We start from the raw sequence: 21,928 nt of genomic DNA, 5'->3' as shown, positions 1-21,928 counted from the left end.
TCTTCGTGAGTGGCTTGGTGGGGTCGAGAGTAGACGCCAGCACCCGTGGTGGCACCCTCCTGCGTCGGCGCGTCCGCTTTCGGCCAGAAGCAGACTCTAGGGGGAACTCCAAGCAATCGTATGGCATCATCATGCCGACCGAGCGGACGCGGACGAGCTGATCGAGATCGGCCGGGCCGGTGTACTTGACTAAGCACGCTCACGCGATTCGATCACCCAAATTAGTGTCGATCAGTTCTGCTACGAGGTAGGTTCCTGGATGAAATCGTTGTTGCAGTGCGTTGAGTGCACCAAGTCGAGCAGCGTCCAACCGTACCTGTTTGTAGGCGACTACTACGATGGACACACGGTCGAGGCCACATGTCCGCTCGGCCACGCAGCATTCTCCATCGTCCAGAACCCAAAGTTCGAAACGCTGCTGACCGCTGCCGCAGACGCATTGATCCATGATCAGACGCTTCAAGCTGTGGCATGCCTGGCTGCGTCGCGCGAGCGACTTTTCGAGCTTGCGATCCGTGTCTTCGCCCGGTCCAGCGGTGTTGATCCGGGCAACTTCGAGGCTTCGTGGAAGGAGGTGGCCTCGCAGTCTGAGCGGCAGTTCGGTGCTTTCTTGTTTCTCTATCTTGCTGCGACCGGAAAGCCCTACGAGTTCGACAAGAAACTGGCTACTGCCCGGAACGCGGCGCTCCACAAAGGCGAGATTCCAACGACAGGCGAAGCATTCGATTACGCAGGCAAGGTCTACCAAGAGATCTCGAACTTGGCGAACTACCTGCGGACTGATCACAAAGAGTCCCTGCGTGCCGTGCTCCACGAAGAGAACATGCGTAAAGCCGGCCGAGCTCCCAAGGGTGTTCCAGTAGGAACCATTGCACTCTTCAGCATCTACGGAATCGAGGCAGAAGAGAACAGGGCAAATTTCAAGGAAGCGTTCGATCAGTACAGAGACTGGTTGCCCGCGCTACCGGAAGTTGCGGAATCGACACAAAAGGCTTCTGGCGTGCATACGACAAGGAGTCATCCGCCGCACTCCGAATAGAACCTTGCTTCCATGGTTCGCTGAGGCGGGATCCGCTTCGTACCCATTCCGATCCATGTGACGTCACATGATTGGACGTTAATTGAGCACTTCGGAGTGTCTCGGTTCGAAGGCACGTATTTTCGACAAGGCATACTACAGATACTATTTGGCAACAGGCATACTTGATTCACCTCAGTAACCTTCTCACTCGCACATGTCGAGCTTTCTCAACCCTGACGTTCTGCGTCTCTTCTTCGGCCCCCATTTCGACGTGGATGTCGCCATGGACGCGGTCATGCGGTACCAAGGCGTGAATGTCCTCAAAGGCGAACTTCGTGATTCAGCGACCACAGGTGTCCCGCACACGGGTATCCGGCTTATCGGCCATCACGACGTGGACACCGGGTCTTCGATTTTCACTTTGATGCTGGAGCCCGGTCATATGAGCGGGGTCAGTTTTTTCGCTGAAAGCAAACATCGCTTGTTCGGAGGCAGCACACTGGTGTGCGTGCCCCTGCTTTACTGCTCGACGGAGTACACACCTACCGGTGATCACATCGTCTATCGGCATACCTACAAACGGCCACTGTTCACTCAAGAAGAGCTTGAGAGAATTAAAAAGAGTGGAACTGCAGAAGAGCAAGTTAAGGCGTTTGTTTTCACCAAAAGCCGTATCGGCTACGAGACGATCAAAGGCATGAGCTATGTCGGCCGATCTCGGCGCTCGTGGCAGCAAAGATACATGGAGCACGTTGAAGAAGCGCTGGAAAAGAACTCGAACCGCCGCTTTCACGAGGCTATGCGGGGGATGCAGGGCCAGAACGTGATCTGTGTGCACGACATCTCGGCTTATGGGATCCCTGAGGCCTCAGCCAAAATGATCGAAAGGCAACTGATCAAGACTTCCACGTTGTATCCGATGGGACTAAATATGCGGATCTAGACCCGTGAGAATTCATCCGCAACGTCATCTTCCTGGTGGCAGGAAATCGACCACTGGCGCAGTGTCCGCTTCCGGCCAGAAGCGGACGTTGCATTGAGAGTGTTGTTCTGTCAGATCCCGTTCCGAGCCTCATACCAGTCTTGAGTCCGGTTGACGATGCGAACCACCGAGAGCATTACCGGCACCTCGATCAATACGCCCACCATCGTAGCCAGTGCGGCTCCGGAATGCACTCCGAAAAGTCCCACGGCCGTCGCCACCGCCAGCTCAAAGAAGTTGCTCGCTCCAATCAGTGCGGATGGTCCAGCAACGCAGTGAGCTACACCCAGGCGACGGTTGAGGAGATAGGCCAGGCCCGAGGTGAAGTAAACCTGGATCAGGATGGGGACAGCGATCAGTGCGATAACCAGGGGCTGTTTGACGATCTGCTGCCCTTGGAAGCCGAACAGCAGCACCAGGGTAAGCAGCAGGGCAGACAGCGAAGCTGGCCCGAGCCGGTGCAGCACAACCTGCAGACCAGTGTCCCCGCTGCGCGAGAGCATCCACTGCCGTAGCAGCGCAGCCACCACTACAGGCGCGACAATGTACATGCCGACAGACAGCAGCAGCGTATCCCATGGCACAGTGATCGCGGAAATCCCCAACAGCAACGCAACTACGGGTGCATAGGCAACGACCATGATCGCGTCGTTCAGCGCAACCTGACTCAGCGTAAAATTCGCATCGCCGCGGCAGAGATTACTCCACACGAACACCATCGCAGTGCAAGGCGCAGCTGCCAGCAGGATCAGGCCAGCGATGTAGCTGTCAGTCTGCCCAGCAGGCAACCAATCTGCGAAGACGTAGCGAAGAAACACCCACCCCAGCAGTGCCATCGAAAAGGGCTTAACAGCCCAGTTGATGAACAACGTAACCCCGATACCTTTCCAATGCTGCTGCAGCTGGCGCATCGCACCGAAATCCACCCTCAGCAGCATCGGGATGATCATCAACCAGATCAGCACCGCGATCGGCAGGTTGACCTCGGCCACCTCCGCCGATGCAAGCGTGGCAAAGGCGCCAGGCAGGAAATGTCCAAGCAAGGTCCCGGCCGCAATGCACAGCGCCACCCACAGAGTCAGGTAGCGCTCGAACAGGCCCATGGCTGGAGACGGCTTCACGGTGAGGCGTTTACCGGCTGCAACTGGCCGATCTGGTCCAGCGCGCCTTGAAGCGCCAAGCGATCCTTCCATAGCGTTTCTGGCAACGCGAGTAGAGCACGCAGGCGAATCTTCACGATGGTGTGAGCCCGTGCAAACGCTGCAGCCTTCTCACTATCACTGCCTTCTACCGCAGCCGGATCCTGCAAGCCCCAGTGGCTGCGGATGAAATCCCCGAAGGCTACAGGGCAGGATTCTGCTGCAGCTGAATCGCATACAGTGATCACCAGGTCCATTGGCGCGGTATCCACGAACTCATCCCATGACTTGCTGCGCAGACCATCGACGGGTATCCCCTCGGCCTGCAGCTGTGCGAGGGCAAACTGATTGATGCAGCCCGTAGGATGGCTGCCGGCGCTGAACGCGCTGAACTCCTGGCCGCCCCACGCGCGTAGCGTGGCTTCAGCAAGGACGCTTCGCGCACTATTGCCTGTACAGAGAAACAAGACGTTACGTTTCATCGCGCAATCGCTTTGGTAAGAAGGGAACGTGCGGTTTCAGCAGTTGCACTCGGGAACAGTCGGTACGCAGTGCTCGCTCGGCGAGCCTGCACAGCAGTTGTGCGTGAGGTACTCGATCAAGCCAGTCATGGCAGCAAAGTTGGCGCGGTAGCAAACATTCCGACCTTGGCTCTCGCTCTCCACCAGGCCGGCCTGTACCAACTCTTTCAAGTGGAAGCTCAGTGTTGCCGGCGGTACCTGCAGGGCCGTAGCGATGTCGCCAGCCATGCGCCCCGCTGTTCCAGCTTCCACCAGCAGACGGAAGGCGGCCAGCCTAGTGGTATGACCCAAGGCGGTCAGAGCAGAGATTGCATTTGATGTTTCCATATTTCTAGAATAATCGAATGAAAGAGCCAATCACAAGTGCCGAACTACCGAACCTGGCGGCGGCCTCGCTACCCCGGCCCGACCACCGTCTTCTTGCTGCCGCAGACCAGGGCCCGCCCAGGATCCTGCTGCTATACGGCTCGCTGAGGCCGCAGTCGTTCAGCCGAAAGCTGGCCCTGGAAGCCGAGCGGCTTCTGCGCCACATGGGCTGCGACACCCGTGTGTTCGATGCCCATGGGCTGCCTATGCTGGACAGCGTGGACAAGAGCCACCCCGAAGTTCAGCGGCTGCGGGAATGGTCACTGTGGTCCGAGGGACAGGTCTGGGTTTCGCCAGAGCGACATGGAACCGTCACTGGCGTGTTCAAGAACCAGATCGACTGGTTGCCGTTGGAGGATGGCAGTGTGCGCCCCACGCAGGGCCGGACGCTGGCGGTGATGCAGGTGAGCGGTGGCTCCCAATCGTTCAATACGGTCAACACCCTGCGGGTGCTCGGCCGCTGGATGCGCATGTTGACCATTCCCAACCAGTCATCGGTGGCGAAGGCCTGGCAGGAGTTCGATGACGATGGGCGAATGAAACCTTCTCCGTACTACGACCGTGTAGTGGACGTAGTTGAGGAGCTGGTGAAGTTCACTCTGCTGACGCGAGGGCGTTCAGACTACCTGGTGGACCGGTACAGCGAACGCAAAGGTGACGAGGTTGCGGCTGCGTTGGCCCGCGCGGCTGGGGCTACAGGCACTTGATGCTCAGCGGCTGTGCTGCCGATCAACGCGGGCCCGCCGTTACTGCATAGGCGAGGTACCCAGGCGGCGGCTTGCCAGAAACTGGTGTTGGAGACTGCGTCCGCTAACGGCCAGAAGCAGTCAGCCCCAATCCCGCTCAGGAATGCTGTTCGCCGAGGCCTTCCTTCTCCATTGCCGTGTCGCATCTGCCACATCCTGCCGTCCCAATCGGCAATCTACGGCACTCGTCGCAAAAGCGCCAAACCCCCTGCCTACCAGTGGGCTGCTCACTCCGCACCCCATAAGAAAAATACGAAAAAGCATTGGGTTGTGACGGCATTGCCCCTAATCTCTTGTCACTCCTAACAACATCAGGCAACTCTGGCATCGCCACCGACAACGGGTGGCCGGGCGTCGAAAACCCGATTCACTGATGTTGTTTACGCTTGCCAGCCGGTACCACCCTGCGTGGTGCCGGCTGGCAATCCGTCTGCCGGCTATGGCGGGCGGTGCGTGGGGGTCTTGTACCCGCCGGCCATATCAGTGATCCGGTTTTCGAGCCACGCATCGTCCGCCACCTTTATCGGTGGCGGCTTCTGCCTGCACGCAAGGAGCCAGCCATGACCAAGCCGCATTCCCCTCCCCCGCGCCCCATCCAGGAAGCGCCCTCTCCCGCCCCCGCGCTGGATCCCAACAGCCTCATCGCCATCCTGCACAGCATCGGCGGCGGGGCTGCGTCCGATGGCCAGCCCTGGCCGGAACGCCAGCACCTGCGCAGCCGGCAGATGGCCCTGGCCGATGCCGATTGCGCCCTGACGGGCCAGCGCATCGTGCAGGAAATCCTGCTGGCGGCCGAACGCGCGCGCCAGAACGGTGACCCCGACCAGTTCGTAGGCGAACGGGTGATGGAAGGCCTGGCCATGGCTTCCCTGGCGCTTACCGCGTTCATCCAGGAACGGGTGCGCCCGCTGGGCTGACGCTACGCCTGTGGGTCTGTTGTGTTCCGGTGTACGGGGGTGAGGCAATGAAGAAACGTATTGCCGCCAGTGTGGCGTTGTGCGCCATGTTGGCCGGGGTGGTGTGGCTGTGCTGGCCCAACACCGCCAGCGACCGCGTATGGGCTTACGAGGCACTGCCCGGCGAGGGCTACCAGCGGCTGCTGGGCGATGCGCAGGGCTATGTGGCTGCCAATGCCAGCCAGGGGTTGGCACTGCACCAGTGGCATGGCGAAGGCCCGGCGTTCGAGGTGCTCTGCAAGGGCGTTCGGGTAATGCATGTGGAAAGCGGCCCCACGCGTTTGGTCATTCGCATGCCTGCCGATGCGCTGTGGCGGGCGCCGGGTATCCGGCACCTGCGTTTGGGCCTGCAGCAGCGGCTGGATTACGGCCGCGCGGCGCCCTGGATGCTGGTGTCGCGCAGTGAGCCTACGTGGCTTGAAGTACGGCTGCACGCGTCTACCGGGTCGGTACCGGATGAGCAGCGCTGCCTGGCGGGCGCGCGGCGGCATGGCCAGGGGTGAGGTGAACAGGGTAGGCGTCGCAGCGGCGCCGTCGAGCTGGCCCGGCGCTACGGTTGGTCAGGGCAGGTCGAACCACGCGCGGCGTGTTGGGTCGAACAGCAGCCTGTCCACGGGCAGGCTGCCGCTCGCGGGCAGCCGTTCCAGCGTGTGCTGTTCCAGGGCGTGCACGGTGCCTTCGGCGTCTGCGTACACGGGGTAGACGCGGTACGCCTCTGGGTACGCGTCGCGCGCATCATCAAAGGGGCAATCGAGAATCCAGTGCCGCGCTGCGCCGTCGGCCACGTGCATCAACCGGGGCACATCGTGGAAATCGCGGTAGGCCAGGATGCGATAACGGCCAGAGGGCAGGTCCATCCGAACTCCGTAGGTGGTCGATACCCGGCGAGGGTAGCGCAGATGTGCAGATGTGCAGATGTTTCGGAACTGTCTGATTTCACCCGCGCCGTGCGCGCCCGACCATTTCTTCTGGATCCCCCAGAAGGAATTGCGGTTTGCTCAGGATGCTCATCATGGGCGGGCAGGATGCTGTCCGGCAAAGGATTGCCCGCACCATTGGACGGCGCGGGCTGATACGGACCGAATCGGTCTACAGCGTGGAGGGCGGCCTGTCGGTGCTGGAATGGCGCACCTACGATCTGGTCGGCACCTTCCTGCTGCAGGGGCTGGCCCAGCGCCTGGAGCAGACCTTCGTGCTGCGCGATGCGCAGGCGCAGCTGGTGCTGTTCGGTACGGGCTGCACGCAGGAAGTGTCGCGCATCCGCCAGGGGTTGCGGCAGCATGGCCTGCCCTCGCCCATCATTGTGCGCACGGATTTCGAGGCCTACGACGAGTCGCTGTTCTGGCGCTCGCTGGCGGGGCACATGATGCTGCCCACGGCCATTGCCGCGGATTATGAGCGGGCGCTGGACCGCGGCACGGCCCGCGAGGTTCAGTGACTGGCGGCGACGGCGGCTGCGAAGTGCGTGTTGGGGCCAAGCCCTGCTGGCGATGCCCCACCGCCTTGGCAAATGGCGGGTGATCGGCCACAGTTCGGGCTTCGTGATTCCCCGTGCATGCCATGACACGCCTGCTCATCATTGAAGACAACCCTGATCTGGTGGCAAATCTCTATGCGTTCTTCGAGCCGCTGGGGTATGTGCTGGATGATGCACGCAACGGAGCCACCGGGCTGCGCCGTGCTGCAGAGAACGACTACGACGCGATTCTGCTGGACCTGATGCTGCCGCGGCTGGATGGCATGGCGCTGTGCCAGAAGCTGCGGCAGGAATTCCAGAACCCGGTGCCTATTCTGATGCTGACCGCACGCGACCAGGTGGAGGACCGTGTGCAAGGGCTGGCCAACGGCGCCGATGATTATCTGGTCAAGCCGTTTTCACTGGTTGAGCTGGATGCCCGTATCAAGGCACTGGTGCGCCGTGCGCAGGGCCGCCAGGTAGAGACCGTCATCACCTGGCAGGAACTGAAGGTGGATACGCGGTCGCCACAGGCTTGGCGGAAGGGCGAGGCCATAAGCCTCACACCCACCGCGCACAAGCTGCTGGTATCGCTGGTGCGCGCGGCCCCGGCCGTGGTGCGCAAGCAGGAAATGGAATACCTGGTCTGGGGCGATGCGCCACCGGACAGCGGCGCGCTGCGCACCCACATTCACGAGCTTCGCCTGCAGGTGGACCGTCGCTTCGACTATCCGCTCATCACCACCGTGCACAGTGTGGGCTGGCGGCTTTCCAGTCCAGACGCCGTGCAGGCACGGTAGCGCCTGCACATGGGTCTGCACGCGCTCAGATCGATCTACCAGCGTTTGTCGCTGCGGACGCGCATCACCGTGTCCTTTGTCCTGCTGATGGCCGGGGCGATGGGCTTCATTGCGCTGGTGGAACTGGTGGACTACGACCAGGTACGGGCCTCGGTCATTTCCGCTGAGCAGGATCAGGAGGTCAGCAGGCTGCAGGAGGCCTTGCGCGATGGCCAGCTGCCCGCACTGCCACCGGGCAGCCACCTCTATGGCGAACACGATGTACCTGCCGTGCTCCGCCAGTACGGCCGCGGCTACCACGGCGAGCCGGCGCCCAACGAATGGCATCTGCGGGTGTTCGATGCGCAGGGCAAGCGCTACTACCTGCTGCAGGAGGGTGAGTACTTCGCCTACCTGGATCTGTTGATAAACGTGTTTGCGGCGCTGGTGATCCTGACCTGCGTGCTGTGCGCGTTCTGGATCGGGCGGCTGACTTCGGCGCACGTTATCGCGCCAATCACCCGGTTGTCCGATGCGGTACAGAACGCGGCCAAGCCTTTCCCCTACCAGCAGGCGCGCGATGAAATAGGCGTGCTGGCGCGTGCCTTTGCGCAGCACAGTGATGAACTGGAGCAGTTCCTGCACCGCGAACAGTGCTTTGCCGGCGATGCCAGCCATGAACTGCGCACGCCGCTGGCAATCATTGCCGGTGCCGCAGAGACGCTGCTGCACCAGCTACCCGCCGGCAGCCACTTGCTGCCCAGCGCCGACCGTATCCTTCGCACCACACAGGAAATGGAACGCCAACTGGCGTGCCTGCTGCTGCTGTCCCGATCGCCGGCCAGCCTTTCCATGGGCCCGGTGCCGCTGCGCGCCATTACCGAAGATTGCATTGCGCGGTGCGGGCCCTGGCTTGCCGGCAAACCGGTGATGCTGCACCTGGATGCACCCGGGGAGGTGACTGCAGTCAGCCATGCCGAGCTGGTCCGCTGCGTGGTCTGGAACCTGCTGCGCAATGCCTGCCAGTACACCGACCAGGGCGAGGTGCGCGTGACCCTGCGGGAGGGCGAGCTGGCCATCGCCGATACCGGCCCCGGGCTGCCTTCCAGTATCGACCCGCTGCAGTTCAGCCGTTTCCTGCCCAGTGCACGCCAGGATGGCGAGGGCCTGGGCTTGTCCATCGTGCAGCGCGTGGTGGAACACCTGGGCTGGCAGATGACCGTGGCGACGTCGGACCAAGGCTGCCGGTTCCTGCTGCGCATGAACGCGCCGCTGCACGGCTGACAGATTACTGACAACGCCGCGCGCATTCTGGCCGCCCTTCCAGACAATGGCAGTGCACGGATGCAGAACCAGGCGCCCCCAGGCAACGGCAAGTATCGCCACGGCAGGACCGGCATCGGCCGCGTGCTGCATACCTTCGTCCATTCCCGCGATGGCCTGGTCGCCACCTTCAAGGGCGAAGCGGCATTCCGCCAGCTGCTGGTACTGCACGGCCTGCTGATGGCAGGCACATTCCTGCTGGACGTCAGCCCGGTGGAACGCGCGCTGATGCTGGCGGTCTGCATGTTCAGCCTGGTGGTTGAGCTGCTGAACTCGGCCATTGAAGCAGTGGTTGATCGTATTTCGCTGGAACACCATCCGCTTTCCAGGAACGCGAAGGATATGGGCAGCGCGGCGCAGACGGTGGCGTTGCTGATGGTGGCCGTGGTGTGGGCGGTGATTCTGCTTGGCCCGGGCAGGTAGCTGACAACTTCCTGATAGATAGATGCCGACACTGCGCGCCTCTCTGGCAACGCGGGAAAACGCACGTGCGCTTCTGCATCAGGTGGCCCCGGCCACATCCGGTGATCTTGGTCTGGCTGTCGGCCGCCTTTTTTGCAACCGCGGGCAACATGGCCCTGTGGAAGAGCCTGTGGTCCATCGTGGAGGTGCATGGCCTTCGCAGCCTGCTGTTCGTGGGCTCGCTGCCGCTGCTGCTGTTCTGCCTGTTCAATCTGTTGCTGACGCCCATCGGCATGCTGCCTTTACTGCGCAAGCCGCTGCTGGTGCTGCTGTTGATGGCCAGCAGCGCCGCCAGCTACTTCATGCTGCATTACAACGTACTGATTGACAGAAGCATGGTGCAGAACGTCTTCGAAACCAACCAGGCCGAGATGGTCTCTTACTTCTCACTGCCCTTGCTGCTGACCGTGTTCCTGCTGGGCGTTCTGCCTTCCTGCATTGTGCTGGTCATGCGGACGGGCCAACGCGGCCGGCCCTTGCGCTCTTCACTGGTGTGGCTGGCCAACGCGCTGGCAACGATGATGGTACTGCTGACGGTCGCCCTGGTGTTCTACAAGGATTACTCATCGCTGCTGCGCAACAACCGCTACCTGCGCGAGGAGGTGCTGCCGTTGAACATCGTGCGGCATACCTATGGCTATCTGGGTAGCAGCCACCGTGCCCGCGCCCAGCCGCTGCGCACGTTGGCAGACGATGCGGTGCGTGCGCCCGGTACGCGCCCCAGGCTGGTGATCTTCGTTGCCGGCGAAACCGCGCGGTCACAGAACTTCCAGCTCAATGGCTACCCGCGGGCGACCAACCCGGTGCTGGCGTCCAGAAGCAACGTTGTCAGCTTCCAGAAGGTGTCGTCCTGCGGCACTGCCACCGCAATCTCGCTGCCCTGCATGTTCTCTTCCCTGGCCCGCGCACAGTTCGACACCGAACGGGCGGCATCGCAGGAGAACGTGCTGGACGTGTTGAAGAAGACCGGAGTTGCCGTGGCCTGGCGTGACAACAACAACGGCGGCTGCAAGGGTGTGTGCGCACGCGTGCCGACCGATGAAATGGCAGCAATGAAGGTGGACGGGCTGTGCGTCAACGACGATGGAACCTGCCTGGATGAGATTCTGCTACACCAGTTGTCGGCGCGCATCGAGGCGGCACGTGGCGACAGCCTTATCGTGCTGCACCCGCTGGGCAGCCATGGGCCGACGTATTTCCAGCGCTACCCGGCCGATGCGCGGGCGTTCAGCCCGACCTGCGACAGCAACCAGATACAGAAGTGCAGCAACGAGGCGCTGGTCAACACCTATGACAACACCCTGGTGTATACAGACCGCATGCTGGGCAAGGCCATCGATCTGTTGGAAACCTATGCAGCCGAGCGCGATGTAGCGCTGATCTACGTGTCCGACCATGGCGAATCCCTGGGTGAACGCGGCCTCTACCTGCACGGCACGCCCTACCTGATCGCGCCGCGCGAACAGACCCAGGTGCCGATGGTCATGTGGTTCTCACCGGAGTTTGTCCGCCATGCCGGGCTGGATCTGTCGTGCCTGCGCCGGGATGCCGCCGCCGAAGCCTTCAGCCATGACAACGTGTTCCATTCGCTGCTGGGCCTGTTCCAGGTACGCACGGCGGAGTACCAGCGCGGGCTGGATGTCTTTGCCGGCTGCCGTGCGCGGCCTACGGTGGATTCGGCCCCAACGGCGTCCCTTGCCGGGGGCAAGCCATCAAGCAGAGCCGAGCCCGGCCCTGGCCGCTGCCTGCGCAGGTCTGCCCGCTTCAGTCTGGTGCAGAGGGCGAACAAGCGCGTTACGCAGTGCATGGGCGCCGTGGTGAAGCGCTGAGGACACCGGGCAGGTGCGTGCCCCACCGCCGGGGCACGCACGGTCAGTGTGCGTGTGCGCCTGCCGGTGTGCCAACCGTCGCTGCTGTTGGCGATGTTTCGAAGGTTCCGGCCAGGCGCAGGACATCCGCAGGGAACAAGGCGTAGTCATCCTGGGGCGAGGCGTGGGTGTCGCGGCGCTGGATGAGCCTGACGGCGACCAGCCGCTGCTCCGGCACGATGACCAGGTGCTGGCCCAGATAGCCGTTGGCGGCGTATGCCGCGGTCGGCCCGCGCTGCACATCGAACAGGTCGCTCAGTTTCAGGCCGCGGCCGGTGATCTGCTCACCATACTGCTGTGGCCAGTTCGGCCCCAACTGTTCGGCCAGAAACGCCAGTAGATCGGTCTTGCTGCCAAAGCTGCGCCCGCCGGCGGCCAGCAGCGCTTGGCTGACATGGGCCTGGACACCGCGTTCTGCCATGCGCGCCTCCGCCTGGTCCGCCAGACGGTAGCGTTCCCATTGCGGTATGCGCCACCACAGCAGGCCTACCTCCGGCGATCGCGCGCTTTCTGCGGTAAGCAGGGCCACGGAGCGTTCGCTCATCAGCCGCTGCCCACCTGGCGCGAGGCCACCATCGAGCATGAACTGGCCGATGGCGGCCAGATCCCTGGCAGCCAGTGAGAGCCCTGCCATGGCCATGGGGGTTCCACGCTCGTCTTTCATCCATGCGTGGGTGGTGATGCCCAACGGCTTGAACAGGCGTGCATCCAGGTACTCATCCACGGGCATGCCAGAAAGGCGCTGGACGATGCCGGACAGCAGGTTGGTCGCCTTGTTGTTGTAGGAGAAGGTTGTTCCGGGGTCGGCTACCAGTTCTGCGGCAAGTGCCAGCTTGACCAGATCCGGCGCCCCTTCCAGTTCCATGCCCGCATTGGCCACGTTCTGCAGGCCCGAAGTGTGGTCCAGCAACATGCGGACCGTGATGTCACGCTTCTTTCCCTGTCGCCATTCGGGGTAGATCGCGCTGACCGGCGTGTCAAGGGAGGCAAGGCGGCCATCATCCAGAAGCATACCAATGGCAATGGCGACGACCGATTTGGTTGCCGACATCAGGTGTATGGGCTGGCCGGCGCCGATGCTGCCACCCTGCAACAGCACATCGCCGTCCTTCTGCACCCAGACCGCATCGGAGTGGGCGGCACCGGCGTTGCGCTTCAGGGTGGCCAGTGCGTCTGCGGTGGTGGCCATGGCCGGCCACGGGCAGCCCAGCAGCAGCGACAGGGCAAGTACGGTCCATTTCGCCTTCATGAGCCTCTCCATGCGGGGACGGGTCATGATGACTACAGGTGTAGGCACACTGCAGTGCCTGAAGTCATGGCCTGCGCCGGCGGGCTCAGGCGCCTTGTTTGCTGATGACGGACTGGCTGCGCGCGGCGACCGTTACCAGGCGCCGGCTGACAAGGGCATAGAGATCCTGCAGTTCGGCGGCGCGTTCGGCCGTCATGTTGCTGCCGTAGAGGATGCGCGCCAGCGCCGCTTCGTGGGAACTGTTGGGAAAGCGCTCGCGGGCGCGGTAGACGTTCTGGAATACCAGCCAAGCCAGGCGCAGGCCGCCACCGGGCAGCGGCCGCACCAGGCGTTCGTAGGCCTGCCAGAACTGGTATTCGGTCTGCAGATCCACCTGGGGGGCCGCATAGGGCACCGGACGCGCGCGTCCGTTCGCACGGCGGCGAAGCGGAGGGAACGGGGAAGCCAGGGACGTCTGCTGTGCCATGGGTACAGCATGCACCAGCAACATTGTGGGAACCTTGCGTTGGTGCCGGAAAATCAGTGCGGGCTGTGCAAGCTGCGGCCGCCGGGCCTGGATGGCGGGCGCAGGGTGAGGGGGCGGATCCCTTTGCGAAGCAAAGGGCTCTGACCCCGGTTGCGGAGAGCATCCACGCATGGCGTGGCTCTACTGGGGTCAGAGCCCTCCGCGTTCGCGGCGGGATCCGACCCCGGGTGATGCGCATGGAGAGGGGTCGGATCCCTTTGCGAAGCAAAGGGCTCTGACCCCGGTTGCGAAGAGCATCCACGCATGGCGTGGCTCTACTGGGGTCAGAGCCCTCCGCGTTCGCGGAGGGATCCGACCCCGGGTGATGCGCATGGAGAGGGGTCGGATCCCTTTGCGAAGCAAAGGGCTCTGACCCCGGTTGCGAAGAGCATCCACGCATGGCGTGGCTCTACTGGGGTCATAGCCATTCGCATTCACGGAGGGATCCGACCCCGGGTGATGCGTGCGGTGTGGGGTCAGAGCCCTCCGCGTTCGCGGAGGGATCCGACCCCATCCGGGTTCCCGCCCTGCCCGCCTTAGAACTGCATCGAGGTACTGAACATCACCTGCCGGGGGGCGCTGCGCTGCAGGGTCTGGTAATCGCCCGAAAACGAGGAACCGGCAATCGTGGCGGTGCCTATGTTCTTCCGGTTGAACAGGTTGCTGACATCCAGCCGCAGTTCCAGCCCGGGCAGTACGCTGCCTTCCCCCAGCCGGTAGGCGGCATAGGTATTCACCTGCCAGAACGTGGGCACGCGGATGTCGTTTTCATAGGTAAACGGCTGGCGCAGGTACGAGGTGCTGGTGGCGCCAAAGCGCCAATCCCCAAAGTGCGCGGACAGGTCGCTCACCAGCGATACCTGCGGGTAGCCGGGCTGGGCGTTGCCCTTGATGGGGTACACGGTATCGCCCACCACGAAATCGCTGTCGTAGTACGAACGGGCCACGGCCACGCCTTGGTAGAACTGCAGGTGGTCGGTGATATCGGCGGTTATGCCAAGGTCGGCGCCAATCACGTGCATCTTCGGCATGAGCCGCACGGTGTTGATCTGCGCGAACTGGGTGCCGATGGCGGCCGACAGCAGACGGTTGCGGATATCGTTGTAGAACACATCGCCGGTGATGGTCAGCCGCTCGAAGCGGTGGCTGGCGCCCACGGTCAGGTTCCAGTTCTTCTCTGGCCGCAGGCTGCCGGCAATACGGTCGAACTCGTCCTGGTCGGTAATGGTCCAGGCCGAGGCCGTGTAGCCGATGTTGCCGCGCTGGGCCACGCGGTAGCCGTTCATGGTGTTGGCCAGATCGATGAAGGCATCGGTGGCGGCGGTGGGGCTCCAGAACAGCGATACATGCGGCAGGAAGTTGCTTTTCGCACGCAGCGCGCCATACACCGGGCGGTCTTCGGCATCGCCCAGGCCACCGCCCTCGGTGCGGAAATCCACGGCCTTGAAGCCGACGCCCAGCTTCAGGGTGTCACTCAGGGCGATGTCGTCCTGCAGGTAGAACTGGCGCGAGCGGGTGACCCAGTGCGAGGCGTTGTCGGTCTGGAACGCCGGGCCATACACATCGAACGGGCCGGTGGCCTTCAGCGGCGCGCCCTGCCCCAGCAACGGCTGCTGGTACCACTCGGTCTTCGCGGCAGCCTTGCTCTTTTCCTGCCACAGGCCGGCGGTAACGGTATGCGCACCGGCTTCGAACTGCAGGTTGGCCATGCCGCCCAGGCGGTTCACACGCGGGGTCTGCACCTGTTCGGAAAACGGGGCGCCATTGGGCGATGGCACGGTGGGGTCGGTCAGCGTGGCCTGGGTATGGCTGTTGGCGTTGTACAGCTGCACGTTGCCACTGAGCGCGGGCGTTATCTGGAAACGATGGTTGATGAAGGCAATGCGGTCGCGGGTGATCTGGCCGGTGTCGTAGGGAATCAGTTCGGACAGCTCGCCGCAGGTGTAGGCGCCGCAGGATTTATCGGCGTTTTCCGGCGATGCCACGTACCAGGCCGAGGCGTAATCGGGGTAGAAGATATCGGCCTTCCAGCCGAGCTTGCGGATCATGTCGAAGGAGATGTTGTTGTAACCCCAGACTTGCGCCTTGCTGTCGGACAGGAACACGGTGAAGTCGCCCCAGGCTACATCCTGCTGCAGCTTCAGATCGCCACGCAGGAAGTGCTGGGTGCCCTCGCCCTGATATTTATCGGCAGATACGCGCTGCAGGTCCACCAGCACCTTGGGGCCGTGATCGCCCAGCTGGCCGCTCTGCGCGGACACGGTGGTGACCAGGGTGCGGTTGCTGCCCACGCCCTGCTTCACCCGCAGGCTGGGCGTGTCCTGCAGATCGCGCAGGCGGTATTCCAGGCTGCCGCCGTTGGCGCTGCTGGAAAACACGCTGACCGGTGCACCGCCGGGGCTGACGGTGATCGCGCCGATGCCATCGGGCACGCCCACGTTCACCACGCTGGTGCCGGTAAGCGACAGGAAGCCGTTGTCGTTCAACGGCACGCCTTCGAAGGTGATGCCCATTTCATTCATGCGGAAGCCGCGCACGAACAGACTGGTGGCGGAAATATCCAGGCCCAGGCCATCGGTGGCGGTGTAGCTGGCGCCGGGCACCTGCTTGAGCATGGCCAGGCCGTTGTTACCGGTCACCATGCCATCCAGATCGGCGGCGTTGATGACGTAACGGTTGGGGCCCACCACCTGGGTGGGCGCGGTGGCGGCGCTGTGCCGCGTGGCGATCACCTGCAGGGCGTTGAGGGTGGTGGGGCTGTCGTGGGCGCTGTCGACAGCTTCAGCGGCGTAGGCAGGGGCGGCGGTGGCGGTGCCGATCGCCAGGGCAAGCAGGGTCGTGGGTGGGGGGTTCATGGCCAGATCCAGGTGCGGGGGAAGGTGGCGCAGGCGCACGCCCAGCGCGATGCCGCACCGGGTGGCGATGCGCGGGCTGACGATGCGATTGCGTTGAAGATGCGACGGCGCGGTGTGCGCGGGTCAACGGCAGGGGAAGACGATCCGCTGCCGAACGGTTCGATGGGCTGATTTCGACGGGCGAAAGTGTTGCATCGCACCGCAGCATCCGCCATTGCACCGTGGGAAAGCGCGGCTATACGCAGGTATCGTCTGGTGGGGTATCTTCAGATTCCTGATATCGCGTTGGCAGGAGGGCCGATGATCCGCTGCACCGCATGGAAGAGATCTGCCTTGGCGTGGATGCTGCTGCTGGCATGCATGGGCGCTGCGCAGGCGCGGGATGAGGTGCAGGCGCGTTCACCGCAACGCCTGGATGCGTTGATCGATGCACTGGTGACCACGCCCGGGCCGATCAGCCCGGGCCAGCTGTATGACATGGGCGTGGTCGGGTCGTTCTACCTGGAACACGATACCGGGCTGCGCATCTACCGATCGCAGCCAATGCGGACCGCCGATGGCTACACCATCGACAACGTTGAATACCGTGTACGCCGCGGGAAAGAAGATGACATTCTGGTTCTGTTCGCCCGGCTTGCAGAAGCGCCTTGCTTTCCGCTGCAGCGGCTGACGACGCGCTACGCGCTGCAACCGTATATCTACCCACCCAGCCATGCCCCGACCACCGCCGCGCAGAAGCGCGAGCAATTCCATTCGCTGGACGCGGGTGCACTTCAGATCATCATTCGCAGCCAGCGCGATGCCCCGAACTGCGTGCTGGGGCTGACCCGCTGAACACCGCACGCCGCGCCCGTTGTGGGCGTGTGCTGGATGGAGATGCGCCGCCTGCAGTATCACCTGCACGTTGCAGATTGATGTATGTGCGCTGCGTCCGGCTTTCGAATATCCATGCGCCACGTGCCTTGCGCCTGCCCGGGTGCTGGATGATTATGCCTGCGGCGGCCGCGCGGACATTTGCGAAGCCTTCCGCACGCGCTGCCATGCAAGGCTCCGACGCGTTAACTCGACACTTCAAAGGACGAACGTCATGTTGAATGGATTGAAACCGCTCGCCGCAACTGCACTGTGCCTGCTCGGCATGTCTGCCTTCGCCGAAACCGCCACCGCCGCGCAATGGGTCGACAGCGGCCGCACGGCGTACTTCAAGCAAAGCCCCGTCAACAGTGCATGGGAACACACCTGCACGAACGGCGGTGCGCCGATCCAGGATTTCCCGGGCACCTGCCCCAACGATGCGTTCAGTGGCTGGACCACGAACTACAACGCCGCCAGGTCATTGGCCTATGGGCAGATGAACGCCTGCCATTTCGATTCGCAGAAGCTCGGCTCGGCCTGCTACGGCCTGGCGTATGCGATCAACGGCCACGCAGCCGAAGGTGGCTTGCCGGCCACCTGCAGCGTGGGTGCCCGCGCGGTGGTCGTTTCGACCCGTCTGGAAACCATCGAGATCCAGAACCACGAGCTCGATATGGAAGCCGTGGATTCCGGGCGCGAGTACATCTGCCAGTAAACCGTTCGTAGAACGCCGCCGCCCTGCGCGGCGGCGTTCCTGATGGTGGCGGCCTACTGCAGCACGAACTGCTCGATCGCCCGCGCCACGCCTTCCTCGGCATTGGTCGTGGTTTCAAAGCGCGCCGCCGCCTTCACTGCGTCGATGGCGTTGCCCATGGCCACGCTGGTGCCCGCGAACTGCAGCATGGTCAGGTCGTTTTCCTGGTCACCAATGGCCATCACGTTGGCGCGGTCGATGCCCAGGTGTTCGGCCAGCTTCTGCAGGCTGGGCCCCTTGCCCGCACGGCGGTCGAACACTTCCAGGAAGAACGGCGCACTTTTCAGCACGGCGAAGCGTTCGGTCAGTTCGGCCGGCAGGTGCGCGATGGCGGCGTCCAGCACCTCGGGTTCGTCGATCATCATCAGCTTGATGAAGGACATCGAGCGGTCCATGTCTTCCACGCGGCGGTACGACAGCGGCACGTGCGAAAGGTGCGAGTCGATGACGGTGTAGCGGCTGATGTCCTGGTTGGGCGTGTACAGGCGCTGGCCATCGAGGGCCTGGAAGTGCACGCCGATATCGCGCGCGACCTGTTCGCAGTACAGGAAATCGTCGAAGCTGAGCGGGAATTCGGCCACGTTTTCGCCCGTGCCGATGCGCCGCACCAGGCCGCCGTTGCAGGCGATGCAGTAGTCATCGTTGCCCCCGATGCCCAGTTCGGCCAGGAACGGGGCCAGGCCGGACACCGGGCGGCCGCTGGTCAGCACGATGTGCACGCCCAGCGCGCGGGCCTGGGCGATGGCCGCCTTGGCCCGCTGGGTAAGCCGGTGGGCCGGGTCCAGCAGGGTGCCATCCATATCGATGGCGACCAGTTCGATGGTCGATTGCCTGCGACCCATGTCCATCAGCGTACTACCTTCATGCGGGCCGACCATTTTAGGCCAGTCGCGCACCGGCCCGCCTCATGCGCGGTTCATACCGCGTGGCGCCGCTGCGGGGATACTGCGGGAGCCTGTGCGCCCCCCACCGCAGGACGGCCCCCCATGACCGCCCTACCCTGGAGATCCAGACGCATGACCTACCGCGCCCCCGACGCCACCGATACCGCGCCGCTGGCCGAGCAGATCGAAGACCTGATCCACGGCCTGCCCGGCGAGCAGATACGCGTGGGCACGCTGCTGCAGGCGCTGGGCGACGAGGGGCTGATGCTGATCGTGATCCTGCTGTCGGCCATCTTCCTGATTCCGGTCTCCATACCCGGGCTGAGCACGGTGTTTGGTGCATCCATCCTGCTGATCGGGCTGAGCCGCGTGCGCAACCGGCCGCTGTGGGTACCGCGCCGCCTGGCCGACCGCGAAGTGGCCACCGAAAAGCTGAAGGCCAACCTGGGCCGGGCACTGAAGTGGGTGCACCGCATGGAGCGCCTGTCCCAGCCGATGCGGCTGGCGGTGATGGTGCGTTCGAAGAAGATGATGCGGGTGAACAACCTGGCGCTGGTGCTGGCCACGCTGCTGCTGATGGCACCGGCCGGGCCGATTCCTTTCAGCAACACCCTGCCCGCGCTGGCGCTGATGTCGTTCGCCATCGGTTTCATCCAGCGCGATGGCGCCGCGGTGGCGGCCGGTTATGCGTTCGTGGTGGCCACCCTGGTGTACTTCGGCGTACTGCTGGGGGGCGTGGGTTTCGCCGCCGAATCGGTGTTCAGCGGCCTGCGTGGTGGAAGCGCGTCTGTGTAGAGCCGAGCCGTGCTCGGCTGCTTCCCGCTTTCTGTAGAGTCGAGCCCATGCTCGACTGCTTCTCGCTTTTTGTAGAGCCGAGCCCATGCTCGGCTGCTTCTCGCATTCTGTAGAGCCGAGCCTATGCTCGGCTGCTCCTCGCTTTTTGTAGAGTCGAGCCATGCTCGACTGCTCCCACCAACAGCAGTCGAGCATGGCTCGACTCTACAAAAGCGGAAGCCAAAGCAGCCGAGCATGGGCTCGGCTCTACAATCGGTCCTTACTTCGCCGACACCCGCCACACGACATCGCCTACGTCGTCTGCCACCAGCAGCGCGCCTTCGGCGTCCATGGCCATGCCGACCGGCGCGCCCATCAGCGTCTTCTCATCCTTCGAGGTAAACCCTGTCACCACCGGTTCCGGGCGGCCGGTGGGCTTGCCGTCCTTGAACTGCACGTACACCACTTCGTAGCCACTCAGCGGTGAACGGTCCCAGCTGCCGTGTTCGCCGATGAACGCACCACCGTGGTACTTCGCCGGCAGCGACTGGCCGGTGTAGAACATCAGGCCCAGCGGCGCCACGTGCGAGCCGATGGCGTAGTCGGGCGTGATGGCCTTGGCCACCAGGTCCGGCCGCTGCGGCTGCACGCGCTCGTCCACGTGCTGGCCGTAGTAGCTGTAGGGCCAGCCGTAGAAGCCGTCTTCCTTCACCGAGGTCAGGTAATCGGGCACCAGGTCGGCACCGATCTCATCGCGCTCGTTGGCCACCGCCCACAGCTTGCCGGTGCTCGGCTCCCAGTCCAGGCCGGTGGGGTTGCGGATGCCGGAGGCGAAGATGCGGCTGCCACGGGTGGCCACGTCTACTTCCAGCACCACCGCGCGGCGGTATTCCACGGCAAGGCCGTTTTCGGTGATGTTGCTGTTGGAGCCCACGCCCACGTACAGCTTGCTGCCATCAGGGCTGGCCAGCAGTTCCTTGGTCCAGTGGTGGTTGATGGTGCTGGGCAGGTCGGTGAACTCGCGGCCCTTGTCGGTCATGCGGATTTCGCCGGGCACGTAGTGGTACTGCATGATGTTGCCGGTGTTGGCCACGTACAGCGTGTCACCAATGAGCTGGATGCCGAATGGCGAATGCAGGCCTTCGATGTAGACGTGCTGGGTCCAGGTATCGGTGCCCGGCGTGCGGCGCAGCAGGGTTACCCGGTTGCCGCCCTTGCCGGCCTTGCCCGAGCGCGCCTTCACCTTGCCGGCAATCCACTGCTTGGGGGTGGTGACCGGCTCTTCGCCGGGGCCGTTGCCCTCCACCACCAGCACATCGCCGTTGGGCAGGGTGAGCAGGCGGCGCGGGTGCTGCAGGTTGGCGGCGATGCGTTCGATCTTCAGGCCCTCGGCCACGGCCGGGGCCTGGCCATCGGCCCAGCCCACGCCCTTGGGCACCTGCATGGGCGGCATGAGGAAGTTGGCCGGCTTGGGCAGCGGCGGCTGCGCGCCGGACTGGTCGGCCGGGCGGTATTCGGCCTTGCCCGCGCAGGCGGACAGCATGACGGCCAGGGACAGGGCGCCCAGCACGGGCAGGATGCGATCAGCCATGACGACCTCCGTGCAGCACCGGCGTCTGCAGCGACAACAGGATGAAACCGATCGCGATCAGGGCCACGGTCAGTGCGGACAGGATGGTGCCCGGTACGGCCACCGCGTAGGCATCGCGGCTGTGCACGAAGGCGTTCCAGATGGCCAGCACCACGGCCACCAGGTTCAGCAGGAAATCCACGCGGTCCACGCCGGTGGCGGTGCCGTTGCGGCGCCAGACCGCGAACAGGTTGATCAGCCGCGGGATGATGGCGATCAGCAGACCGAAGGTGATCAGCCAGGCGGCGGACTTGCCCCACATCACCTCGGCGGTGTTGAGGTAGAGGATGTCGAAGATGAGGGCGGCCACGAAGAAGCCGAAGGGTATCGGGTTCAACAGGCTGAAAAGCGTGGTGCCCGGGCCGCGATGGGCCTGGGCGACGGGGTTGACCATGGTCGTGCTCCGAAGAGGAAGGGGGTACACGGCCGTAGTAGCACAGCCGGCCGGGACGTCGCGCGATGATGGCGGACCGGTCCGTGGCGGCGCTTGGATGGATGTGCCCGCCAGGATTGGCGCCTGCCGTTGGATCCACGCCATGGGTGGATGAGCAACCCCACCCACCCGCCAAGGTCGGCACAGCGTTCGGGCCGTGGGCAGGCGCCGCTACGCGGATTCGTCTACCCGCACCTCATGGAAGGGCAGCATCGTTTCGAAGCCGAATTCGTGTTCCATGCTGATGCGGACCATGCCACCCACGGCGTAGTAGCTGGTGTTGGCATGTGCATCGGTGCCACGCCGGTTCCATTCGCCCAGCAGGTCCAGCGTCTGCGCCCGCGGCATCTTTGTCCGTTCCTCCTGCAGC

The 21,928-nt window shown here is 63.6% G+C and carries 24 protein-coding genes; 13 read left to right on the top strand and 11 right to left on the bottom strand.

The genetic code is table 11. The annotated features are described in order from the left end of the window. Positions 1 to 259: 259 nt before the first annotated feature. Both ACM2ZB_RS16700 and ACM2ZB_RS16695 read left to right on the top strand, forming a co-directional pair. The gene (locus tag ACM2ZB_RS16700) at positions 260 to 1,039 is read left to right on the top strand and encodes a hypothetical protein (protein ID WP_416056284.1); all 780 of its coding nucleotides are present in this window, start codon (positions 260 to 262) and stop codon (positions 1,037 to 1,039) included. Positions 1,040 to 1,235: 196 nt separating this feature from the next. Beyond that, positions 1,236 to 1,964, top strand: coding sequence for a hypothetical protein (locus tag ACM2ZB_RS16695; RefSeq protein ID WP_416056283.1), 729 nt, complete (start codon positions 1,236 to 1,238; stop codon positions 1,962 to 1,964). Between the two features lie 110 nt (positions 1,965 to 2,074). Here ACM2ZB_RS16695 and arsB read toward each other — a convergent pair whose 3' ends face one another. The 3 genes from arsB to ACM2ZB_RS16680 are packed head-to-tail and all read right to left on the bottom strand — an operon-like array spanning position 2,075 to position 3,990. Next, positions 2,075 to 3,106 (bottom strand): ACR3 family arsenite efflux transporter, encoded by a 1,032-nt coding sequence (gene arsB, locus ACM2ZB_RS16690; protein ID WP_416056282.1) that lies wholly within the window; start codon positions 3,104 to 3,106, stop codon positions 2,075 to 2,077. Positions 3,107 to 3,120: 14 nt separating this feature from the next. Beyond that, positions 3,121 to 3,624 carry an arsenate reductase ArsC gene (locus ACM2ZB_RS16685; protein WP_416056281.1) on the bottom strand — a complete coding sequence of 168 codons (504 nt, stop codon included), beginning with the start codon at positions 3,622 to 3,624 and terminating at the stop codon, positions 3,121 to 3,123. 36 nt (positions 3,625 to 3,660) lie between these two features. Beyond that, positions 3,661 to 3,990, bottom strand: a complete 330-nt coding sequence (locus ACM2ZB_RS16680; RefSeq protein WP_416058568.1) for an ArsR/SmtB family transcription factor — start codon at positions 3,988 to 3,990, stop codon at positions 3,661 to 3,663. 17 nt (positions 3,991 to 4,007) lie between these two features. On the opposite strand from ACM2ZB_RS16680, the gene arsH reads away from it, so the two are divergent. The 3 genes from arsH to ACM2ZB_RS16665 all read left to right on the top strand — a co-directional run bounded on the left by arsH (position 4,008) and on the right by ACM2ZB_RS16665 (position 6,234). Then, positions 4,008 to 4,736 (top strand): arsenical resistance protein ArsH, encoded by a 729-nt coding sequence (gene arsH / locus ACM2ZB_RS16675; RefSeq protein ID WP_416056280.1) that lies wholly within the window; start codon positions 4,008 to 4,010, stop codon positions 4,734 to 4,736. A gap of 599 nt (positions 4,737 to 5,335) precedes the next feature. Then, a complete protein-coding gene (locus ACM2ZB_RS16670) occupies positions 5,336 to 5,692 on the top strand; it encodes a hypothetical protein (RefSeq protein WP_416056279.1) in 357 nt (118 codons plus the stop codon). A 47-nt stretch (positions 5,693 to 5,739) separates the two neighbouring features. Continuing rightward, positions 5,740 to 6,234 (top strand): cold-shock protein, encoded by a 495-nt coding sequence (locus ACM2ZB_RS16665; RefSeq protein ID WP_416056278.1) that lies wholly within the window; start codon positions 5,740 to 5,742, stop codon positions 6,232 to 6,234. A gap of 57 nt (positions 6,235 to 6,291) precedes the next feature. On the opposite strand, the gene ACM2ZB_RS16660 is transcribed toward ACM2ZB_RS16665, so the two are convergent. Further along, complete coding sequence (locus ACM2ZB_RS16660; RefSeq protein ID WP_416056277.1) at positions 6,292 to 6,588, bottom strand: hypothetical protein; 297 nt, start codon at positions 6,586 to 6,588, stop codon at positions 6,292 to 6,294. Positions 6,589 to 6,725: 137 nt separating this feature from the next. Here ACM2ZB_RS16660 and ACM2ZB_RS16655 point away from each other — a divergent pair, with 137 nt between their 5' ends. The 5 genes from ACM2ZB_RS16655 (at position 6,726) to ACM2ZB_RS16635 (ending at position 11,580) form a co-directional block, all read left to right on the top strand. Next, the gene (locus ACM2ZB_RS16655) at positions 6,726 to 7,169 is read left to right on the top strand and encodes a hypothetical protein (RefSeq protein WP_416056276.1); all 444 of its coding nucleotides are present in this window, start codon (positions 6,726 to 6,728) and stop codon (positions 7,167 to 7,169) included. Positions 7,170 to 7,291: 122 nt separating this feature from the next. After that, positions 7,292 to 7,987: a response regulator transcription factor gene (locus ACM2ZB_RS16650; RefSeq protein ID WP_416056275.1), complete on the top strand. Its 696-nt coding sequence runs from the start codon at positions 7,292 to 7,294 to the stop codon at positions 7,985 to 7,987. 9 nt (positions 7,988 to 7,996) lie between these two features. Next, a complete protein-coding gene (locus ACM2ZB_RS16645) occupies positions 7,997 to 9,250 on the top strand; it encodes a sensor histidine kinase (protein ID WP_416056274.1) in 1,254 nt (417 codons plus the stop codon). Positions 9,251 to 9,310: 60 nt separating this feature from the next. After that, complete coding sequence (locus tag ACM2ZB_RS16640) at positions 9,311 to 9,712, top strand: diacylglycerol kinase (protein ID WP_416056273.1); 402 nt, start codon at positions 9,311 to 9,313, stop codon at positions 9,710 to 9,712. 101 nt (positions 9,713 to 9,813) lie between these two features. Further along, positions 9,814 to 11,580: a phosphoethanolamine transferase gene (locus ACM2ZB_RS16635; protein ID WP_416056272.1), complete on the top strand. Its 1,767-nt coding sequence runs from the start codon at positions 9,814 to 9,816 to the stop codon at positions 11,578 to 11,580. A 43-nt stretch (positions 11,581 to 11,623) separates the two neighbouring features. On the opposite strand, the gene ACM2ZB_RS16630 is transcribed toward ACM2ZB_RS16635, so the two are convergent. The 3 genes from ACM2ZB_RS16630 to ACM2ZB_RS16620 all read right to left on the bottom strand — a co-directional run bounded on the left by ACM2ZB_RS16630 (position 11,624) and on the right by ACM2ZB_RS16620 (position 16,228). Continuing rightward, positions 11,624 to 12,895 carry a serine hydrolase domain-containing protein gene (locus ACM2ZB_RS16630; RefSeq protein ID WP_416056271.1) on the bottom strand — a complete coding sequence of 424 codons (1,272 nt, stop codon included), beginning with the start codon at positions 12,893 to 12,895 and terminating at the stop codon, positions 11,624 to 11,626. Between the two features lie 58 nt (positions 12,896 to 12,953). Next, on the bottom strand, positions 12,954 to 13,358 hold the full coding sequence (locus tag ACM2ZB_RS16625; RefSeq protein WP_416056270.1) for a hypothetical protein: 405 nt from the start codon (positions 13,356 to 13,358) through the stop codon (positions 12,954 to 12,956). 551 nt (positions 13,359 to 13,909) lie between these two features. Next, the gene (locus ACM2ZB_RS16620; RefSeq protein WP_416056269.1) at positions 13,910 to 16,228 is read right to left on the bottom strand and encodes a TonB-dependent receptor; all 2,319 of its coding nucleotides are present in this window, start codon (positions 16,226 to 16,228) and stop codon (positions 13,910 to 13,912) included. A 342-nt stretch (positions 16,229 to 16,570) separates the two neighbouring features. Here ACM2ZB_RS16620 and ACM2ZB_RS16615 point away from each other — a divergent pair, with 342 nt between their 5' ends. Together ACM2ZB_RS16615 and ACM2ZB_RS16610 are read left to right on the top strand one after the other, a co-directional pair. After that, a complete protein-coding gene (locus tag ACM2ZB_RS16615) occupies positions 16,571 to 17,062 on the top strand; it encodes a hypothetical protein (RefSeq protein ID WP_416056268.1) in 492 nt (163 codons plus the stop codon). 304 nt (positions 17,063 to 17,366) lie between these two features. After that, positions 17,367 to 17,798 (top strand): hypothetical protein, encoded by a 432-nt coding sequence (locus ACM2ZB_RS16610; RefSeq protein ID WP_416056267.1) that lies wholly within the window; start codon positions 17,367 to 17,369, stop codon positions 17,796 to 17,798. A 53-nt stretch (positions 17,799 to 17,851) separates the two neighbouring features. Here ACM2ZB_RS16610 and yidA read toward each other — a convergent pair whose 3' ends face one another. Continuing rightward, a complete protein-coding gene (yidA, locus tag ACM2ZB_RS16605) occupies positions 17,852 to 18,685 on the bottom strand; it encodes a sugar-phosphatase (RefSeq protein WP_416056266.1) in 834 nt (277 codons plus the stop codon). A 168-nt stretch (positions 18,686 to 18,853) separates the two neighbouring features. Here yidA and ACM2ZB_RS16600 point away from each other — a divergent pair, with 168 nt between their 5' ends. Further along, entirely contained in the window at positions 18,854 to 19,516 is a 663-nt protein-coding gene (locus tag ACM2ZB_RS16600) for an exopolysaccharide biosynthesis protein (protein ID WP_416056265.1), read from the top strand. Between the two features lie 259 nt (positions 19,517 to 19,775). Here ACM2ZB_RS16600 and ACM2ZB_RS16595 read toward each other — a convergent pair whose 3' ends face one another. The 3 genes from ACM2ZB_RS16595 to ACM2ZB_RS16585 all read right to left on the bottom strand — a co-directional run bounded on the left by ACM2ZB_RS16595 (position 19,776) and on the right by ACM2ZB_RS16585 (position 21,906). Then, on the bottom strand, positions 19,776 to 21,086 hold the full coding sequence (locus ACM2ZB_RS16595) for a PQQ-dependent sugar dehydrogenase (protein WP_416056264.1): 1,311 nt from the start codon (positions 21,084 to 21,086) through the stop codon (positions 19,776 to 19,778). After that, entirely contained in the window at positions 21,079 to 21,519 is a 441-nt protein-coding gene (locus ACM2ZB_RS16590; protein ID WP_313436982.1) for a DUF2231 domain-containing protein, read from the bottom strand. The genes ACM2ZB_RS16595 and ACM2ZB_RS16590 overlap by 8 nt, the downstream gene beginning before the upstream one ends. Positions 21,520 to 21,729: 210 nt before the next feature. Further along, the gene (locus ACM2ZB_RS16585; RefSeq protein ID WP_416056263.1) at positions 21,730 to 21,906 is read right to left on the bottom strand and encodes a hypothetical protein; all 177 of its coding nucleotides are present in this window, start codon (positions 21,904 to 21,906) and stop codon (positions 21,730 to 21,732) included. Positions 21,907 to 21,928: the final 22 nt, after the last annotated feature.

The organism is Stenotrophomonas maltophilia (genome assembly GCF_047782825.1).
Classification (GTDB): domain Bacteria; phylum Pseudomonadota; class Gammaproteobacteria; order Xanthomonadales; family Xanthomonadaceae; genus Stenotrophomonas.
Note: the sequence above shows the minus strand (reverse complement) of the source record. Positions and strands in the feature narration are given on the sequence as shown.

Excerpts from the sequence above, each read along its gene's own strand:
- ACM2ZB_RS16700 (WP_416056284.1), top strand. The coding sequence starts at position 260 with ATGAAATCGTTGTTGCAGTGCGTTGAGTGCACCAAGTCGAGCAGCGTC.
- ACM2ZB_RS16695 (WP_416056283.1), top strand. The coding sequence starts at position 1,236 with ATGTCGAGCTTTCTCAACCCTGACGTTCTGCGTCTCTTCTTCGGCCCC.
- arsB (WP_416056282.1), bottom strand. The coding sequence starts at position 3,106 with ATGGGCCTGTTCGAGCGCTACCTGACTCTGTGGGTGGCGCTGTGCATT.
- ACM2ZB_RS16685 (WP_416056281.1), bottom strand. The coding sequence starts at position 3,624 with ATGAAACGTAACGTCTTGTTTCTCTGTACAGGCAATAGTGCGCGAAGC.
- ACM2ZB_RS16680 (WP_416058568.1), bottom strand. The coding sequence starts at position 3,990 with ATGGAAACATCAAATGCAATCTCTGCTCTGACCGCCTTGGGTCATACC.
- arsH (WP_416056280.1), top strand. The coding sequence starts at position 4,008 with ATGAAAGAGCCAATCACAAGTGCCGAACTACCGAACCTGGCGGCGGCC.
- ACM2ZB_RS16670 (WP_416056279.1), top strand. The coding sequence starts at position 5,336 with ATGACCAAGCCGCATTCCCCTCCCCCGCGCCCCATCCAGGAAGCGCCC.
- ACM2ZB_RS16665 (WP_416056278.1), top strand. The coding sequence starts at position 5,740 with ATGAAGAAACGTATTGCCGCCAGTGTGGCGTTGTGCGCCATGTTGGCC.
- ACM2ZB_RS16660 (WP_416056277.1), bottom strand. The coding sequence starts at position 6,588 with ATGGACCTGCCCTCTGGCCGTTATCGCATCCTGGCCTACCGCGATTTC.
- ACM2ZB_RS16650 (WP_416056275.1), top strand. The coding sequence starts at position 7,292 with ATGACACGCCTGCTCATCATTGAAGACAACCCTGATCTGGTGGCAAAT.
- ACM2ZB_RS16645 (WP_416056274.1), top strand. The coding sequence starts at position 7,997 with ATGGGTCTGCACGCGCTCAGATCGATCTACCAGCGTTTGTCGCTGCGG.
- ACM2ZB_RS16640 (WP_416056273.1), top strand. The coding sequence starts at position 9,311 with ATGCAGAACCAGGCGCCCCCAGGCAACGGCAAGTATCGCCACGGCAGG.
- ACM2ZB_RS16630 (WP_416056271.1), bottom strand. The coding sequence starts at position 12,895 with ATGACCCGTCCCCGCATGGAGAGGCTCATGAAGGCGAAATGGACCGTA.
- ACM2ZB_RS16625 (WP_416056270.1), bottom strand. The coding sequence starts at position 13,358 with ATGTTGCTGGTGCATGCTGTACCCATGGCACAGCAGACGTCCCTGGCT.
- ACM2ZB_RS16620 (WP_416056269.1), bottom strand. The coding sequence starts at position 16,228 with ATGAACCCCCCACCCACGACCCTGCTTGCCCTGGCGATCGGCACCGCC.
- ACM2ZB_RS16615 (WP_416056268.1), top strand. The coding sequence starts at position 16,571 with ATGCTGCTGCTGGCATGCATGGGCGCTGCGCAGGCGCGGGATGAGGTG.
- ACM2ZB_RS16610 (WP_416056267.1), top strand. The coding sequence starts at position 17,367 with ATGTCTGCCTTCGCCGAAACCGCCACCGCCGCGCAATGGGTCGACAGC.
- yidA (WP_416056266.1), bottom strand. The coding sequence starts at position 18,685 with ATGGACATGGGTCGCAGGCAATCGACCATCGAACTGGTCGCCATCGAT.
- ACM2ZB_RS16600 (WP_416056265.1), top strand. The coding sequence starts at position 18,854 with ATGACCTACCGCGCCCCCGACGCCACCGATACCGCGCCGCTGGCCGAG.
- ACM2ZB_RS16595 (WP_416056264.1), bottom strand. The coding sequence starts at position 21,086 with ATGGCTGATCGCATCCTGCCCGTGCTGGGCGCCCTGTCCCTGGCCGTC.
- ACM2ZB_RS16590 (WP_313436982.1), bottom strand. The coding sequence starts at position 21,519 with ATGGTCAACCCCGTCGCCCAGGCCCATCGCGGCCCGGGCACCACGCTT.
- ACM2ZB_RS16585 (WP_416056263.1), bottom strand. The coding sequence starts at position 21,906 with ATGCCGCGGGCGCAGACGCTGGACCTGCTGGGCGAATGGAACCGGCGT.